This is a genomic window from Klebsiella sp. NPDC088457 (genome assembly GCF_044900465.1).
Classification (GTDB): domain Bacteria; phylum Pseudomonadota; class Gammaproteobacteria; order Enterobacterales; family Enterobacteriaceae; genus Klebsiella.
Genome location: NZ_JBJDNH010000001.1, coordinates 169319 through 184748, shown reverse-complemented (window position 1 = coordinate 184748; position 15430 = coordinate 169319). Strand labels below are relative to the sequence as shown.

Here is a 15430-nt window from a genome sequence, read left to right as displayed (position 1 = left end):
ATGCCAGCAGGCAGGGGCTAAGCCAGTCTGCGGCGCAAAAACCACTGCTCGAGGCGGGCAAACATCACCAGATTCCCCACCAGAATCAGCGCCAGGCCGATGACCGCATTGCTATGCCAGACGTACCCCTCGTAAAAGGTGGAGATCGTCAGGGCCACCAGCGGAAACAGCAGCGTGCTGTAGGCGGCTTTGCCGGCGCCGATCCGCCCGACCAGGGTAAAATAGGCGCCGAAGGCGATAACCGAGCCGAACAAGGCCAGGTACAGCAGCGCGCCCATATAGCTCAGCGTCCACTGCGGAGTGAAATCATCTCCGCGCAGCAGGGCGATAGCGCCCATCACCAGCGTGCCGTACAGCATCGCCCAGCTGTTGGTGGTCAGCGTTTCCAGCCCACGACGCTGGTGGCGCATACTGAGCATATTTCCCAGCGAAAAACCGTAGGTGCCCAGCGCGCTGAGGCCAATTCCCCACAGCAGCGACGCATTCAGACCGTTGCTGAGCAGATCGTCCCAGAACAGCGTAACGATCCCCGCGAGACCCAGCCCGGCGGCAAGCCAGAAACGTCCCGGCGGCTGCTGGCGGAAGAAAAGAAAGCCATTAACGGCGTTAAACAGCACCGCCATGGAAAAGATCACCGATTCCAGACCGGTATTGATGTGCGCCGCGGCGGTATAAAAGCACCAGAAGTTAAAACAGAATACGCAGCAGCCCTGGAGCACGCAGAACAGATGATCGCGCAGCGCCAGCGGGCGCAGACGGCGGGTCACCCGCAGAATCGTCAATACCGTGACGCTCGCCACGGCAAAACGCCAGAAGATGGAAACCGGCGCGGAGACCGGCCCCTGCTGTAAAAAAATGGCAATCCACGTCGTTCCCCAGATAATTACCACCAGCCCGTACAGTAATGCGTTCAAAATATCTCTCCCGTAAGCACACCAGGGAGGCAGTGTGGCGGTTTTTCGCCGTTGGCGCTGTCATCCCCGGCGAATGGATTTGCAAATTCTTGCGCTTATTTTTGCCAGCAGGCGGCAGAGAACTGGTATCCGGCGTCGACTCTTCATAGACTAGAGGTTTACGCAATCTGATATGTGAAGGCTATGGCTTACGGGACTTTCGAAACATTACGTCGACAAAAGGCCGTCCTGCGCGAGACGGTGGAGCTCAACTCCGGTATTCAACTGGCGGCGTGGTATAACAATCGCGATACGGTGACGGTGCGTAGCGACCACCATACCCTGAGTCTGTACGTCGCGGATGGCTACGAAAGTTATCAGAAAACTCCTGCCGGCTGGAAAAACGGCGGCGGCCCGGACCGTTTTTGCCTGATGCCGAAGGGCGCTGAGAGCACATGGGACATCAGAGGCGATCTCTCTTTTGTTCATCTCTACTGCACCGACGACCATCTGCGTCGGGTCGGGGAGCAGATTTGGGATCGCAGCCCGGCGTCGTTCAACCTGCAGGAACAAACCTTTTCCCAGGATGACAAAATTACCGCCGTGTATCGCCAGTTTCTCCTCGATAACGACTGGCAGCAGCAGGCCAATCAGCTGACCCTCAGTTCCGCCAGTACGCTGTTGCTGACCCATCTGATTCAGCACTACTCGAGTGTCCAGTGGCGTTTACCGACGGTGACCGGCGGCCTTGCGCCGCACGTCCTGCGTAACGTCATCGCGTGGATTGAGGAGAATCTGGATCAGCCGCTCACCCTTGCCGATCTGGCGCAGGAAGCGGCGCTCAGCGAATATCACTTTGCGCGGATGTTCCGGCAGTCGATGAAAATGGCGCCGCACCAGTATGTGATGCAGCGGCGGATGGTCAAAGCGCGGGAGCTTATCTGCCACAGCGCGCGGTCGCTAACCGATATCGCGATGGCCTGCGGGTTCAGTTCCGCCAGCCACTTTAGCCACCGGGTGAAAAGCGCCACCGGCCTGACCCCGTCACAGCTACGCGCGGCGCAGCGCGGATAGCAGGGCGAAGCTGACCCCGCCCAGTACCAGCCCCCAAAAGGCCGAACCGACCCCCAGCAACGTGATGCCGCTGGCGGTGACCAGAAAGGTTATCCCCGCCGCATCGCGTTCACTTTCATGATTCAGCGCCTGAAACAGACTCCCGCCAAGGGTGCCGAGCAGCGCCAGTCCGGCGAGCATCTGGATCCATGCCGTCGGCAGCGCCGACATCAATGCGGTAATCGATCCGCCAAACAGCCCCGCGAGCAGATAAAAAACGCCCGCCGCCGCCGCGGCCAGCCAGCGTCGTTGCGGGTCCGGATGGGCCTCCGGGCTTTGGCAGATGGCGGCGGTGATTGCGGCAATACAAATCGAATAGACGCCAAAGGGCGCCAGAACCAGCGCCAGGCCGCCGGTGGCAATCATCAGCGCTGAGACGGGCACCTGATAACCGGATGCCTGCATCGTGGCGAAGCCGGGGGCGTTTTGCGAGGCCATGGTGACCAGGAAGAAGGGCACGCCGACGCTGAGCAATAGCGAAGGGGTAAACTGCGGCGCGATATATTGCGGGGCGACAAAAGCGAGGCTGATGTGCGCCCCGGCGACCGCGCCGGAGAACACGGCGATGGCCCCGCCGACCAGCAGCGCGGCAACCACCGCAAAGCGCGCAAACAGGGCTTTGCCGATCAACCACGCCGCCAGCATCCCGCCGCACAGGATGAGATTACCCTCCAGACTGGCAAAGGCCTGCAGACCAAAGCGCAGTAAAATCCCCGCCAGCATCGCCGCCGCCAGCGAGTGCGGAATGATTTTCATCAGGCGGGCAAAAAGACCGGTCGCCCCGCACAATACGATTAAGGCGTTGGCAAAGATAAAAACTCCCACCGCCTGGCTCAGAGTCACGCCCTGCAATCCGCTGACCAGCAGCGCCGCGCCGGGGGTTGACCAGGCGGTGAGGACGGGGACTTTGCGCCATAGCGTTAAGGCCAGCGTACTGACGCCCATTGCCAGCCCCAGCGCCGTCATCCAGCCGGCGATTTGCTGCGCATCGGCGCCCGCGGCGGCGGCGGCTTGCCAGATAATGGCGGCAGAGCTGGCATAGCCGACCAGCACGGCGATAAAACCGGCGAACAGCGTCGACAGCGGAAGTGAGAACGCGCGCATAAAATGACCTCTTGTGCGTTATAGCATACGGTGAAATGTATCATCGTGCGTTATAGCGCACAAGGCTGGCAGCATTTTAGCCGCCGGGTGAGGTGGTTCGCGGGAGCCACACAAACGCTTTGCGAGTAAACTCCCTGTAGAATCATATCAATGCGCGTATAATTTCCGCTGAGCATATCAGGAGGTGGAATGAATATTGCGCAACATCTCGCGGCAACCCTGAAAACGCTGCGTCAGCAGCGCGGCTGGAGTCTGTCGCGTCTGGCGGAAGAAACCGGCGTGTCGAAAGCCATGCTCGGTCAAATCGAGCGGAATGAATCCAGCCCGACGGTGGCGACGCTGTGGAAAATCGCCACCGGTCTGAACGTGGCGTTTTCATCATTTATCGTCGCCGATGAATCTGCCGTGCCGTCGGCCTTTGACCCGCAGCAGCAGGCGATGGTGGTGACGCCCATTTTCCCGTGGGACCCGGAGCTACGCTTCGACCATTTCTCGATTACCCTGGCGCCGGGAGCGCTCAGCGAGTCTGATCCGCATGAAAAAGGGGTGATTGAACATGTGGTGGTGATAAGCGGGGCGCTGGATTTGTGCCTGCAGGGAGAATGGCGGGTCTTAACCGCCGGAGAGGGAAGGCGCTTTGCCGGGGACCTGGCGCATGCCTATCGTAACAGCGGTACGCAAACGGCCCATTTTCATTCGCTGATTCACTACCCGAAAGAAAAAACCGCAGGGAGTTAACCTGCGGCCAATCAAATGATCAGTGACAACCACTCACAACGTGACGAGGAAAATCCGGAATACGTGTTGACTGTAACCTCGGGCGTTTTACGATGGAAATACCTTTTCCTTCAATGCTTTGCCGGAAACCGAAAATTCACCGGTCGCGGGTGATGGAAAATGTTTTCGTCTGCGCTCACTTCTGACTACAATAGCCGCCATTTCGACCCCCTATAACGGATAACGACGAGCGTATGCGCCTGCAAAACCATCATCTTGAACTTCTTAGCCCTGCCCGTGATGCCGGGATTGCCCGTGAAGCGATATTACACGGTGCGGACGCGGTCTATATTGGCGGACCGGGTTTCGGCGCGCGCCACAACGCCAGCAACAGCCTCAGCGATATCGCTGACCTGGTGCCTTTCGCCCATCGCTACGGGGCGAAAATCTTTGTGACGCTGAACACGATTCTGCATGATGATGAACTGGAGCCGGCGCAGCGGCTGATTACCGACCTGTATGAAAGCGGCGTTGACGCGCTGATCGTGCAGGATATGGGGGTGATGGAGCTGGATATTCCGCCGATTGAGCTGCACGCCAGCACCCAGTGCGATATTCGCAGCGTGGAGAAGGCAAAATTCCTCTCCGACGTCGGTTTTAGCCAGATTGTTCTGGCGCGCGAGCTCAACCTGCAACAGATTAAAGCGATTTACGATAATACCGACGCGACGATCGAATTCTTTATTCACGGCGCGCTGTGCGTGGCCTATTCCGGGCAGTGCAATATCTCCCACGCGCAGACCGGTCGCAGCGCCAACCGCGGCGACTGCTCCCAGGCCTGTCGTTTACCGTATACGTTAAAAGACGATCGGGGCCGCGTGGTGGCGTACGAGAAGCATCTGCTGTCGATGAAAGATAATGACCAGACGGCAAACCTGGCCCAGCTGATTGACGCCGGGGTGCGCTCCTTCAAAATTGAAGGCCGCTACAAAGATATGAGCTACGTCAAGAACATCACCGCGCACTATCGCCAGATGCTCGATGCGATTATCGCAGATCGCGGCGACCTTATGCGTTCGTCTGCCGGGCGTACCGAACACTTTTTCGTCCCCTCCACCGATAAAACCTTCCACCGCGGCAGCACCGACTACTTTGTCAATGCGCGCAAAGGCGACATCGGCGCCTTCGACTCACCGAAATTCATCGGCCTGCCGGTGGGGGAAGTGCTGAAAGTGGGCAAAGACCATCTCGATGTCGAAGTTAGCGAAGCGCTGACCAACGGCGATGGCCTTAACGTGATGATTAAGCGTGAAATCGTCGGCTTCCGCGCGAATACGGTGGAAAAAACCGGGGAAAATCGCTATCGCGTATGGCCGAATGAGATGCCGGCGGACCTGCATAAAGTGCGCCCGCATCAGGTGCTGAACCGTAACCTTGACCATAACTGGCAGCAGGCGCTGCAAAAAACGTCCAGCGAGCGCCGGATCGCGGTGGATCTCACCCTCAGCGGCTGGCAGGAGCAGCTGGTGCTGACGATGACCTGCGAAGATGGCGTCAGCGCCACTCATACCCTCGACGGCGAGTTTGCCGAAGCGACCCAGCGCGAAAAAGCGCTGGCTAACCTGCGCGACGGCGTGGCGAAACTGGGGCAGACGATCTATTTTGCCCGCGATGTGCAGATCAATCTGCCCGGCGCGCTGTTTGTCCCTAACAGTTTGCTGAACCAGCTGCGCCGTGAAACCGTCGAGCTGCTGGACGCTGCGCGGGTGAATGCTGCGCCTCGCGGCCAGCGTAAAGCGGTTTCTGTGCCGCCGCCGGTATACCCTGAAACGCATCTGTCGTTCCTCGCCAACGTGTACAACCATAAGGCGCGCGCGTTTTATCAACGCTATGGCGTGAAGCTGATCGATGCCGCTTATGAAGCGCATGAAGAGAAGGGAGAGGTGCCGGTAATGATCACCAAGCACTGTCTGCGCTTCGCGTTCAATTTGTGTCCGAAGCAGGCGAAAGGATCGATTAAGAGCTGGAAAGCGACGCCGATGCAGCTCATTCACGGTGATGAAGTGCTGACGCTGAAATTCGACTGCCGTCCGTGCGAAATGCACGTCATCGGCAAGATGAAAAATCATATTTTGAAAATGCCGCTTCCGGGAAGCATTGTCGCCTCGGTCAGCCCGGATGAGCTGCTGAAGACCCTGCCGAAGCGCAAAGGCGCCTGATCGGCGTCCGCCTCGTCCCGCTGGCTGCGCAACTGATCGCTGTCGGCCTCGAACGGCTGCTGCTGTTCGAGGCTTAGACGGCTAGTTTTTGGGTGGTAACGGTTTGTCCTTATGCTGGCCGCTTTTCGCCGGCTGCTTATTGCGATGAGCGGGGACTTTTCCTTTCATCGACGGCTGTTTGCCGCTGTGCTGCGGCGCGCGATGAGTGTGGCCAGCACTCTGTTGAGCCGCGGCCGCTTTTTTCGGCGGCGGCGGATTATCGGCGGCAAACGCCAGAGATGAGAGCGCAAACGTCATCGCGGCCGAGAGCAAAAGTATTTTTTTCATCGTCATGTCCTTTATTTTTATCTGCCCCGCGATTTCAGCAAACAAAAATGGAGAGACAATGGAGGTCTGGCTAATCAGAGTTGTCTTATCCGCTCAGGATGCCCCTTTTAGTCCCGCCGCCGTCATCAGCAGGCGAAAGAGCATACTCACCGCCGCCAGCGCCAGCACGCTGCCGCCCCATAACGCGACCAGCCATAACCACTGTTTCAGCCGTTTCAGCCATACCGGACCCATCAATGATACCCCTCGCCATGTTGTACCTTGCCGCGAAACACGTAGTAGCTCCAGCAGGTGTAGCCGAGGATCACCGGAATAATCAGCAGCGCGCCCACCAGCATAAAGCCTTGACTCTGCGGCGGCGCGGCGGCCTGCCACAACGTAATATTCGGCGGGATAATATGCGGCCAGATGCTGATCCCCAACCCGCTAAAACCGAGAAATACCAGACCCAGGGTCAGGATAAAGGGCAGCGCGTGACGTTGGTGGTGACGCAGAGCACGCCACAGCCAGACCCCGAACGCGACGACCAGCAGCGGAACCGGCAGCAGGAAAAGGAGGCCCGGCAGGCTGAACCAGCGGGCGGCGATCGCCGGCTGCGCCAGCGGCGTCCACAGGCTGATAGCGGCGATGGTTGCCAGCAGCGCCAGCAGCAATCTCCGGGAGGTGCGACGCATTGTTTCCTGCAGCGGGTTCTCACTTTTCATCACCAGCCACGTCGCCCCCAGCAGCGCATAGGCAATGGTCAGCCCCAGACCGCAGAACAGGGTGAAGGGGGTGAGCCAGGCGAACGCGCCGCCGCTGAACGTGCGGCCGCTGACCGCAAAGCCGTTAACTACCGCGCCCACGACCATCCCCTGGGTAAACGTGGCCAGCAGCGAGCCGCCGAGAAATGCGCGATCCCAGAACGGGCGATGCGACGGCGTCGCCTGAAAGCGAAACTCAAACGCGACGCCGCGAAAAATCAGGCCGATCAGCATCAGCGTCAGCGGGATCGCCAGCGCATCAATAATCACCGCGTAGGCTAAAGGAAACGCGCCAAATAACCCGGCGCCACCCAGCACCAGCCAGGTTTCGTTACCGTCCCAGACCGGCGCAACGCTGTTGACCATCACGTCACGATCTTCCGCATCCCGGGTGGTGCAAAACAGAATACCGATCCCTAAATCAAAGCCATCCATCACGATATACATCAGGGTGGCGAAAACGATAATCACGAACCAGATAACCGATAAATCGATACCCATTAGCGGGACTTCTTATGCTGAAAACCTTCCGTTGCGGCAGAGAGCGGGCGTGCCGGGGTACCGGATAGCGGGGGATTAACGTCCTGCGGCCCTTTGCGGATCAGGCGCAGCATATAGCTGTAGCCCACGCCGAATACCGAGCAGTAGACCAGCAGAAAGGTCAGCAGGCTGATGGTCATATGCAGGTCGCCATGGGCGGAGACGGCATCGGCAGTGCGCTGCACGCCATAGACCACCCACGGCTGACGGCCGACCTCGGTGGTGACCCAGCCGGCCAGAATGGCGATAAGCCCGGACGGCCCCATCCACAGCGCGAAGCGCAGGAAGGGCTTCGACTGATACAGGCGGTTGCGGTAGCGTAACCACAGCGCCAGCGCGCCGAGGAGGATCATCAGCATGCCGAGACCGGCCATCAGGCGAAACGACCAGAATACAATCGTCGAGTTCGGGCGATCCTGCGGGGCAAACTCTTTCAGTGCGGGGACCTGCTTATCCAGACTGTGGGTGAGGATCAGGCTACCGAGCGCCGGGATTTCAAGACCGTAGCGGGTGCGCTCCTGCTGCATATCCGGCCAGCCGAACAGCAGCAGCGGCGTCGGTTCTCCGGGCCGATTTTCCCAATGTCCCTCGATGGCGGCGATTTTTGCCGGCTGATGTTTGAGGGTGTTCAGACCGTGCATATCGCCAATCATCGCCTGAATGGGGGCGACAATCAGGGTCATCCACAGCGCCATCGAAAACATGGCGCGGATCGCCGGCGTGTGGGTGCCGCGCAGCAGATGCCATGCCGCCGACGCCCCGACAAACAGCGCGCTGCTGAGAAAGGCCGCCACCGACATATGCAGCAGACGATAGGGGAAAGAGGGATTGAAGATCACGGCGACCCAGTCGACGGGCACCACCTGGCCGTTGACCACCTCGAACCCCTGCGGCGTTTGCATCCAGCTGTTGGAGGCGAGGATCCAGAATGTCGAAACGATCGTTCCGAGCGCGACCATGCAGGTGGCGAAGAAGTGCAGACCGGGGCCGACGCGGTTCCAGCCGAACAGCATCACCCCGAGGAATCCCGCTTCGAGGAAAAAGGCGGTCAGCACTTCGTAGGTCAGCAGCGGGCCGGTAATACTGCCGGCAAACTCAGAAAAACCGCTCCAGTTGGTACCGAACTGATAGGCCATCACCAGGCCAGAGACCACGCCCATCCCGAAGTTAACGGCGAAAATTTTGCACCAGAAGTGATACAGCGAGCGCCAGATGGGGTTATGGGTCTTTAACCATAGCCCTTCCAGCACCGCCAGATAGCTGGCCAGGCCAATCGTAATGGCGGGAAAGATAATATGAAATGAGACGGTAAAGGCGAACTGAATTCGCGCCAGGTGGAAGGCATCCAGACCAAACATGCAGAACTCCGCAGGAAAATTTATTCAGCGCAATTCTAGGCGTCGACCGTTTGGGGTTGCAGAGGCAGAAAGGCTATTTTTTGCGATAACAGTTGCCTGCTGTTATGGCTTTTTTCGGCGCCAGGGCGTGGTCAAGCGCTGCGGGACTGCCGGAATGAAAAGGCCAGCGATAACCGGCGCGGCAGATCGTGGCGCGCCCTGTCAGGCAACGAGAAGGAAACCGCCGGCCGTGAAGGCATCCATATCCCGGGATGGCGTCATCCCGCCTTATTTGTCGTTATCGGACCCCGGGACTAAAAAGCTCTCCACCCGTTTTGTTTCCAGCAGAGGAGCGATCACCTCGATGCCGAGATGCTGAAAATGCCGGGTCGCCCGGTGCATATCGAGCCCGTTGGCGCTGCGATAGCGCTCAAGAATCACGAAGTGACGGGGCGCTTCGCGGGACTGGAAGAATTCATAGGAGAGGTTGTCCGCTTCCTGGCGCGTGGCTTCGGCCAGGGCGAGTAATGCGCTCGCCACTCTTTCGACCGCATCTTCACGGACATAATAGTGGGCGATAACCTGTAACTGCTGTGTGCTCATGGGAACTCCGCGTTAGTGAAACAGAACGATACTGGCGATAATACAGACCTGCGTCCGGCGGGTCAGCGCCATCTTGGCGTAACTCGCCATCAGCATCGGGGGGCGGATCCGTTCCGCCTTATCGCAACTATAACAGTTTTTATAAACCCCTGTTTTTCCAAAACTGATATACTACAGGGACAGAGGATAACCTGCGGATTTCGCGATGAAAAAGTACCAGCAGCTTGCCTTACAGCTGACCGAACAGATAGCGCTTGGCGTCTGGCAGCCCGGCGATCGCCTGCCATCGCTGCGCGAACAGGTGGTGAGCAGCGGCATGAGCTTTATGACCGTCAGCCATGCTTATCAACTGCTGGAGAGCCAGGGGCGGATTATTGCTCGCCCGCAGTCCGGCTACTATGTGGCGCCAAAACCGGTGAAACTGCGCCAGCCCGCGCCGCCCGCTCAGGTCACCCGCGACGAGGCGGTGGATATTAATACCTATATCTTCGAAGTTCTGCAGGCCAGCCGCCAGGCTTCGATGCTGCCGTTCGCCTCCGCGTTTCCCGACCCGCGGCTGTTTCCGCTCCAGCAGCTGAACCGTTCGCTGGCGCAGGTGAGCAAAACCGCCACCGCGATGAGCGTTATTGAGAATTTACCGCCGGGGAACGATGAGCTGCGGCATGCCATTGCCCGCCGCTACGCGCTGCAGGGGATGAATATTTCACCCGATGAAATCGTCATCACCGCCGGCGCGCTGGAGGCGTTAAACCTCAGTCTGCAGGCGGTCACCGAACCCGGCGACTGGGTGGTGGTGGAAAACCCCTGTTTTTACGGCGCGCTACAGGCGCTGGAAAGGCTACGTCTGAAGGCGCTGTCGGTGGCGACGGATGTGAAAGAGGGGATTGATCTCGCCGCCCTGGAGCAGGCGTTACAAAACTACCCGGTGAAAGCCTGCTGGCTGATGACCAACGGGCAGAATCCGCTCGGCTTTACCCTGAGCGCGGAGAAAAAGGCGCGGCTGGTCGATCTGCTGGCGCGCTATAACGTGGTGCTGATCGAAGATGATGTCTACAGCGAACTCTACTTCGGCCGTGAAAAACCGCTGCCGGCCAAATATTGGGACCGCCAGGAGATGACCCTGCATTGCAGTTCGTTTTCTAAATGCCTGGTACCCGGTTTTCGTATCGGTTGGGTGGCGGCGGGTAAGCATGCCCGGCGCATTCAGCAACTCCAGTTGATGAGTACGCTTTCTACCAGCTCCCCGATGCAGATGGCGCTGGTGGACTATCTGTCTACCCGGCGTTATGACGCGCATCTTCGCCGCCTGCGGCGTCAGCTTGCTGAACGCAAACAGCAGGCCTGGCAGGCGCTGCTGCGTCATCTGCCGGCAGAAGTGAAAATTCACCATAGCGATAGCGGCTACTTTTTGTGGCTGGAGCTGCCGGAAGGGGCGGATGCCGGGGAGCTAAGCGCCCGCGCATTGCGCGATAACATCAGCATCGCGCCGGGGAAAATGTTCTCCACCACCGCCAGCTGGACTTCGTTTTTCCGCTTTAATACCGCGTGGGGCTGGGGAGAAAGAGAAGAGCAGGCGGTGAAACGTCTTGGCGAACTTATTCGCCAGCAGCTGGCGTAAACGGATGCTTATTTTTTACCCGCGTCAACCGCCCGGTAAAATAACGAAATATGATGTTCAAAGCGTGCCGGTGATTATTTTACCGGCCGTAACCATAGGAAATTCGCATAGCCGCGGCTGCTCTATAACTCCTTGTCTATAATCCATATTGTTGCGCTGCATTCGTCGATTTTTGCGGAATGCGCCCCTTGTCACAACCTGAATAAAATCCCGGAGGGGCCTAAGCGCGCCGACTACTGTTATTAAGGGAGATATTTTTACGGCACGGCTGCCGCTCATTTTATTGTGACAGGAGTAACACCCGATGAGCAAAAAAATTGCCCGTGGCAGCCTGTGTGTGCTGGGGATGGCCTTCCTGACCGCGCAGGCCGCCGAACCGTCCACCTCGCTGGATAAAGGCGAAGGGCGACTCGATATTATCGCCTGGCCTGGCTATATCGAACGTGGCCAGACGGATAAAAACTATGACTGGGTCACTCAGTTTGAAAAAGAGAGCGGATGCCAGGTTAATGTGAAAACCGCCGCCACCTCTGACGAGATGGTTAGCCTGATGGCAAAAGGAGGTTACGATCTGGTGACCGCCTCCGGCGACGCCTCGCTGCGTTTAATTATGGGTAAACGGGTACAGCCGATTAACACGGCGCTGATCGCCAACTGGTCTACCCTCGACCCGCGCGTCGAAAAAGGGGCCTGGTTTAACGTCGGCGGCAAAGTCTACGGCACGCCGTACCAGTGGGGCCCCAACCTGCTGATGTACAACACCAAAGTCTTCCCGACGCCGCCGGACAGCTGGAGCGTGGTCTTTGTGAAGCAAGATCTGCCCGATGGTAAGAGTAACAAAGGCCGCGTGCAGGCCTACGACGGGCCGATTTATATTGCCGACGCGGCGCTGTTTGTCAAAGCCACCCAGCCGCAGCTGGGGATTGACGATCCCTACCAGTTGACCGAAGCGCAGTATCAGGCGGTGCTGAAGGTACTGCGCGACCAGCGCGAGCTGATCCACCGCTACTGGCATGACACCACCGTTCAGATGAGCGACTTCAAAAACGAAGGCGTTGTCGCTTCCAGCGCCTGGCCATATCAGGCCAACGGCTTAAAAGGCGAAGGGCAGCCGATCGCCACCGTGTTCCCGAAAGAAGGGGTCACCGGTTGGGCGGACACCACTATGCTGCATAGCGATGCCCGACACCCGGTCTGCGCCTACAAATGGATGAACTGGTCGCTGACGCCGAAGGTCCAGGGGGATGTCGCCGCGTGGTTTGGCTCGCTGCCGGTGGTTCCGCAGGGCTGTAAAGCCAGTACGCTGCTGGGCGATAAAGGGTGCGAAACGAACGGTTATAACGAGTTCGCTAAAATAGCGTTCTGGAAAACGCCGATTGCGCAAGGCGGCAAGTACGTGCCTTACAGCCGCTGGACGCAGGATTTTATCGCGATTATGGGCGGCCGCTGATTGGCCGGAGGCACAACATGACGTACGCGGTAGAGTTTCATAATGTCTCGCGTTTTTACGCTGACGTGCGGGCGGTGGATGGCGTCAGCATGGCTATCCGTGATGGTGAATTCTTCTCGATGCTGGGGCCGTCCGGCTCCGGCAAAACCACCTGCCTGCGGCTTATCGCCGGATTCGAACAGCTATCCGGCGGGGCGATTTCGATTTTCGGTAAACAGGCCAGCGAGCTGCCGCCGTGGCAGCGTGATGTCAATACCGTCTTTCAGGACTATGCGCTGTTTCCCCATATGTCGATCCTCGATAATGTCGCCTACGGGCTGATGGTGAAAGGTGTCGGTAAGAAAGAGCGTCATAACCGCGCCCAGGCGGCGCTGGAAAAAGTGGCGCTCGGGTTTGTCCATACCCGTAAGCCGTCGCAGCTCTCCGGCGGCCAGCGGCAGCGGGTGGCGATTGCCCGGGCGCTGGTGAACGAGCCGCGGGTACTGCTGCTGGATGAACCGCTTGGCGCGCTGGATTTAAAGCTGCGCGAGCAGATGCAGCTGGAACTCAAGAAACTGCAGCAGGCGCTGGGTATCACCTTTATTTTTGTCACTCACGATCAGGGAGAGGCCCTGTCGATGTCCGACCGGGTGGCGGTGTTTAATAACGGGCGCATTGAGCAGGTGGATGCGCCGCACGATCTCTATCTGCGGCCTAAAACCGCCTTTGTGGCCGGGTTTGTCGGCACCGCCAACGTGTTTCCTGCCGAAGTTGCCGCCCGCCTGTGCGGGATGCCGGGCGTCTGGTCACTGCGTCCGGAACATATTCGCCTGGACGGCGGCGGCGAAGTGCAGGTCCAGGGGGTTGTCCAGGCGGTGCAATACCAGGGGGCGGCGACGCGCATTGAACTGAAGCTGAAGGATGGCGATAAGCTGCTGGTGAGTCAGGCGAATATTGATGACGGCGCGGTGTTCAGCGCGCCGCAGGCCGGACAAACGGTGCTGGCATCATGGTCGCGCGCGGCGATGGTCCCGTTGGATAGCGGAGGTTGAGATGACGATGGTCATTCCTCACGCGTCAACCGGGCGCCTGTCCGGGCTGTTCTGGCGCAGGCCGTCGCTGGGCCTGTTCTTATTGCTGCTTGGGCCGCTGATGTGGTTTGGCATTGTCTATCTGGGGTCGCTGCTCACCCTGTTATGGCAAAGCTTCTATACCTTTGATGACTTCACCATGTCGGTGACCCATGACCTGACGCTGGCTAACCTGAAAGCGTTATTTAACCCGGCAAACTACGACATCATCATCCGCACGCTGGTCATGGCGCTGGCGGTGACGCTCGCCAGCGCGGTGCTGGCGCTGCCGATGGCGTGGTATATGGCGCGCTATACCCGCGGCAAAATGAAAGCGTTTTTTTACATCGCCGTGATGCTGCCGATGTGGGCGAGCTATATCGTTAAAGCCTATGCCTGGACGTTGCTGCTGGCGAAAGATGGCGTGGCGCAGTGGTTTCTCGGCCATCTGGGGCTGGAAGGGGGGCTAAACCTGCTGCTGACCATCCCGGCGGTGGGGGGAAATACGCTGTCGACTTCCGGACTGGGCCGCTTCCTGGTGTTCGTTTATATCTGGCTGCCGTTTATGATTCTGCCGGTTCAGGCGGCGCTGGAACGTTTACCCCCCTCGTTGCTGCAGGCGTCGGCCGATCTCGGCGCCCGCCCGCGGCAGACGTTCCGCTATGTGGTTTTACCGCTGGCGATCCCGGGGATTGCCGCCGGGTCGATTTTTACTTTCTCCCTGACGCTGGGGGATTTTATCGTCCCGCAGCTGGTGGGGCCGCCCGGCTTCTTTATCGGCAACATGGTCTATTCCCAGCAGGGGGCGATCGGCAATATGCCGATGGCGGCCGCGTTTACCCTGGTACCGATTGTCCTGATTGCCCTTTATCTGGCGCTGGTGAAGCGTCTGGGAGCGTTTGATGCACTCTGAACGCGCACCGCTGTTGCTGAAAATCGCCACCTGGGGTGGGGTCGTCTTCCTCCATTTCCCGCTGGCGATTATCGCCCTGTATGCCTTTAATACCGAGGATGCTGCCTTTAGCTTTCCGCCTCAGGGCCTGACATTACGCTGGTTCAGCGAGGCGGCGGGGCGTAGCGATATTATCGATTCTGTGACGTTGTCACTTAAAATTGCCGCGCTGTCGACGGCCATTGCGTTAGTACTTGGCACGTTGGCTGCAGGAGCACTCTGGCGCAGCACTTTTTTTGGTAAGAACGCGGTGTCGCTGCTGTTGCTGTTGCCGATTGCGCTACCGGGGATTATTACCGGTCTTGCGCTGCTAACCGCGTTCAAGGCCATCAATCTTGAACCCGGTCTGTTAACGATTGTGGTGGGGCATGCCACTTTTTGCGTGGTGGTGGTGTTCAACAACGTTATCGCCCGCTTTCGCCGGACGTCGTGGAGCCTGGTGGAAGCGTCAATGGATTTAGGCGCCACGGGCTGGCAGACCTTTCGCTACGTGGTGCTGCCTAACCTCGGTTCGGCTCTGCTGGCGGGAGGAATGCTGGCGTTCGCGTTATCATTTGATGAAATTATCGTCACCACCTTTACCGCCGGGCATGAGCGCACGCTGCCGCTGTGGTTGCTGAATCAGCTAGGCCGGCCGCGCGATGTGCCGGTCACCAACGTGGTTGCGCTGCTGGTGATGCTGGTGACGACGATACCGATTTTGGGGGCCTGGTGGCTAACCCGTGACGGCGACGCGAGCGCCGAAAACGGAAAATAATTCACATC

At 58.8% G+C, this 15430-nt stretch carries 15 protein-coding genes; 8 read left to right on the top strand and 7 right to left on the bottom strand.

Annotated features, from left to right (window positions below; all coding sequences use genetic code 11):
- Nucleotides 1–17: 17 nt before the first annotated feature.
- Complete coding sequence (locus ACI2JR_RS00825) at nucleotides 18–914, bottom strand: DMT family transporter (RefSeq protein ID WP_462477598.1); 897 nt, start codon at nucleotides 912–914, stop codon at nucleotides 18–20.
- A gap of 183 nt (nucleotides 915–1097) precedes the next feature.
- On the opposite strand from ACI2JR_RS00825, the gene ACI2JR_RS00820 reads away from it, so the two are divergent.
- Nucleotides 1098–1967, top strand: coding sequence for an AraC family transcriptional regulator (locus ACI2JR_RS00820; RefSeq protein ID WP_132730857.1), 870 nt, complete (start codon nucleotides 1098–1100; stop codon nucleotides 1965–1967).
- Here the strand turns inward: ACI2JR_RS00820 and ACI2JR_RS00815 are convergent.
- Complete coding sequence (locus ACI2JR_RS00815) at nucleotides 1944–3110, bottom strand: benzoate/H(+) symporter BenE family transporter (RefSeq protein WP_462477597.1); 1167 nt, start codon at nucleotides 3108–3110, stop codon at nucleotides 1944–1946. The two genes, ACI2JR_RS00820 and ACI2JR_RS00815, sit on opposite strands and share 24 nt — an antisense overlap.
- Nucleotides 3111–3299: 189 nt before the next feature.
- On the opposite strand from ACI2JR_RS00815, the gene ACI2JR_RS00810 reads away from it, so the two are divergent.
- Complete coding sequence (locus tag ACI2JR_RS00810; protein WP_132730859.1) at nucleotides 3300–3848, top strand: helix-turn-helix domain-containing protein; 549 nt, start codon at nucleotides 3300–3302, stop codon at nucleotides 3846–3848.
- Nucleotides 3849–4081: 233 nt separating this feature from the next.
- Complete coding sequence (locus tag ACI2JR_RS00805; protein WP_462477596.1) at nucleotides 4082–6046, top strand: U32 family peptidase; 1965 nt, start codon at nucleotides 4082–4084, stop codon at nucleotides 6044–6046.
- A gap of 81 nt (nucleotides 6047–6127) precedes the next feature.
- On the opposite strand, the gene ACI2JR_RS00800 is transcribed toward ACI2JR_RS00805, so the two are convergent.
- The 5 genes from ACI2JR_RS00800 to ACI2JR_RS00780 form a co-directional block, all read right to left on the bottom strand.
- Nucleotides 6128–6373: a hypothetical protein gene (locus ACI2JR_RS00800; protein WP_462477595.1), complete on the bottom strand. Its 246-nt coding sequence runs from the start codon at nucleotides 6371–6373 to the stop codon at nucleotides 6128–6130.
- 93 nt (nucleotides 6374–6466) lie between these two features.
- Nucleotides 6467–6607 carry a DUF2474 domain-containing protein gene (locus ACI2JR_RS00795; RefSeq protein ID WP_132730862.1) on the bottom strand — a complete coding sequence of 47 codons (141 nt, stop codon included), beginning with the start codon at nucleotides 6605–6607 and terminating at the stop codon, nucleotides 6467–6469.
- The gene (gene cydB / locus ACI2JR_RS00790) at nucleotides 6607–7617 is read right to left on the bottom strand and encodes a cytochrome d ubiquinol oxidase subunit II (RefSeq protein ID WP_462477594.1); all 1011 of its coding nucleotides are present in this window, start codon (nucleotides 7615–7617) and stop codon (nucleotides 6607–6609) included. The genes ACI2JR_RS00795 and cydB overlap by 1 nt, the downstream gene beginning before the upstream one ends.
- Nucleotides 7617–9014, bottom strand: a complete 1398-nt coding sequence (locus tag ACI2JR_RS00785) for a cytochrome ubiquinol oxidase subunit I (protein WP_462477593.1) — start codon at nucleotides 9012–9014, stop codon at nucleotides 7617–7619. Before ACI2JR_RS00785 ends, cydB begins: the two co-directional genes overlap by 1 nt.
- 267 nt (nucleotides 9015–9281) lie before the next feature.
- Nucleotides 9282–9596, bottom strand: coding sequence for a putative quinol monooxygenase (locus ACI2JR_RS00780; protein ID WP_462477592.1), 315 nt, complete (start codon nucleotides 9594–9596; stop codon nucleotides 9282–9284).
- A gap of 205 nt (nucleotides 9597–9801) precedes the next feature.
- Here ACI2JR_RS00780 and ACI2JR_RS00775 point away from each other — a divergent pair, with 205 nt between their 5' ends.
- The 5 genes from ACI2JR_RS00775 to ACI2JR_RS00755 all read left to right on the top strand — a co-directional run bounded on the left by ACI2JR_RS00775 (nucleotide 9802) and on the right by ACI2JR_RS00755 (nucleotide 15422).
- Nucleotides 9802–11214 carry an aminotransferase-like domain-containing protein gene (locus ACI2JR_RS00775; protein ID WP_132730866.1) on the top strand — a complete coding sequence of 471 codons (1413 nt, stop codon included), beginning with the start codon at nucleotides 9802–9804 and terminating at the stop codon, nucleotides 11212–11214.
- Nucleotides 11215–11518: 304 nt separating this feature from the next.
- Complete coding sequence (gene ydcS, locus ACI2JR_RS00770) at nucleotides 11519–12664, top strand: putative ABC transporter substrate-binding protein YdcS (RefSeq protein ID WP_462477591.1); 1146 nt, start codon at nucleotides 11519–11521, stop codon at nucleotides 12662–12664.
- Nucleotides 12665–12681: 17 nt separating this feature from the next.
- Nucleotides 12682–13695: an ABC transporter ATP-binding protein gene (locus ACI2JR_RS00765; protein WP_462477590.1), complete on the top strand. Its 1014-nt coding sequence runs from the start codon at nucleotides 12682–12684 to the stop codon at nucleotides 13693–13695.
- A 1-nt stretch (nucleotide 13696) separates the two neighbouring features.
- Nucleotides 13697–14626 (top strand): ABC transporter permease, encoded by a 930-nt coding sequence (locus tag ACI2JR_RS00760; protein WP_132730869.1) that lies wholly within the window; start codon nucleotides 13697–13699, stop codon nucleotides 14624–14626.
- Nucleotides 14616–15422, top strand: a complete 807-nt coding sequence (locus tag ACI2JR_RS00755) for an ABC transporter permease (protein WP_132730870.1) — start codon at nucleotides 14616–14618, stop codon at nucleotides 15420–15422. Before ACI2JR_RS00760 ends, ACI2JR_RS00755 begins: the two co-directional genes overlap by 11 nt.
- The last annotated feature ends 8 nt before the right edge of the window (nucleotides 15423–15430 follow it).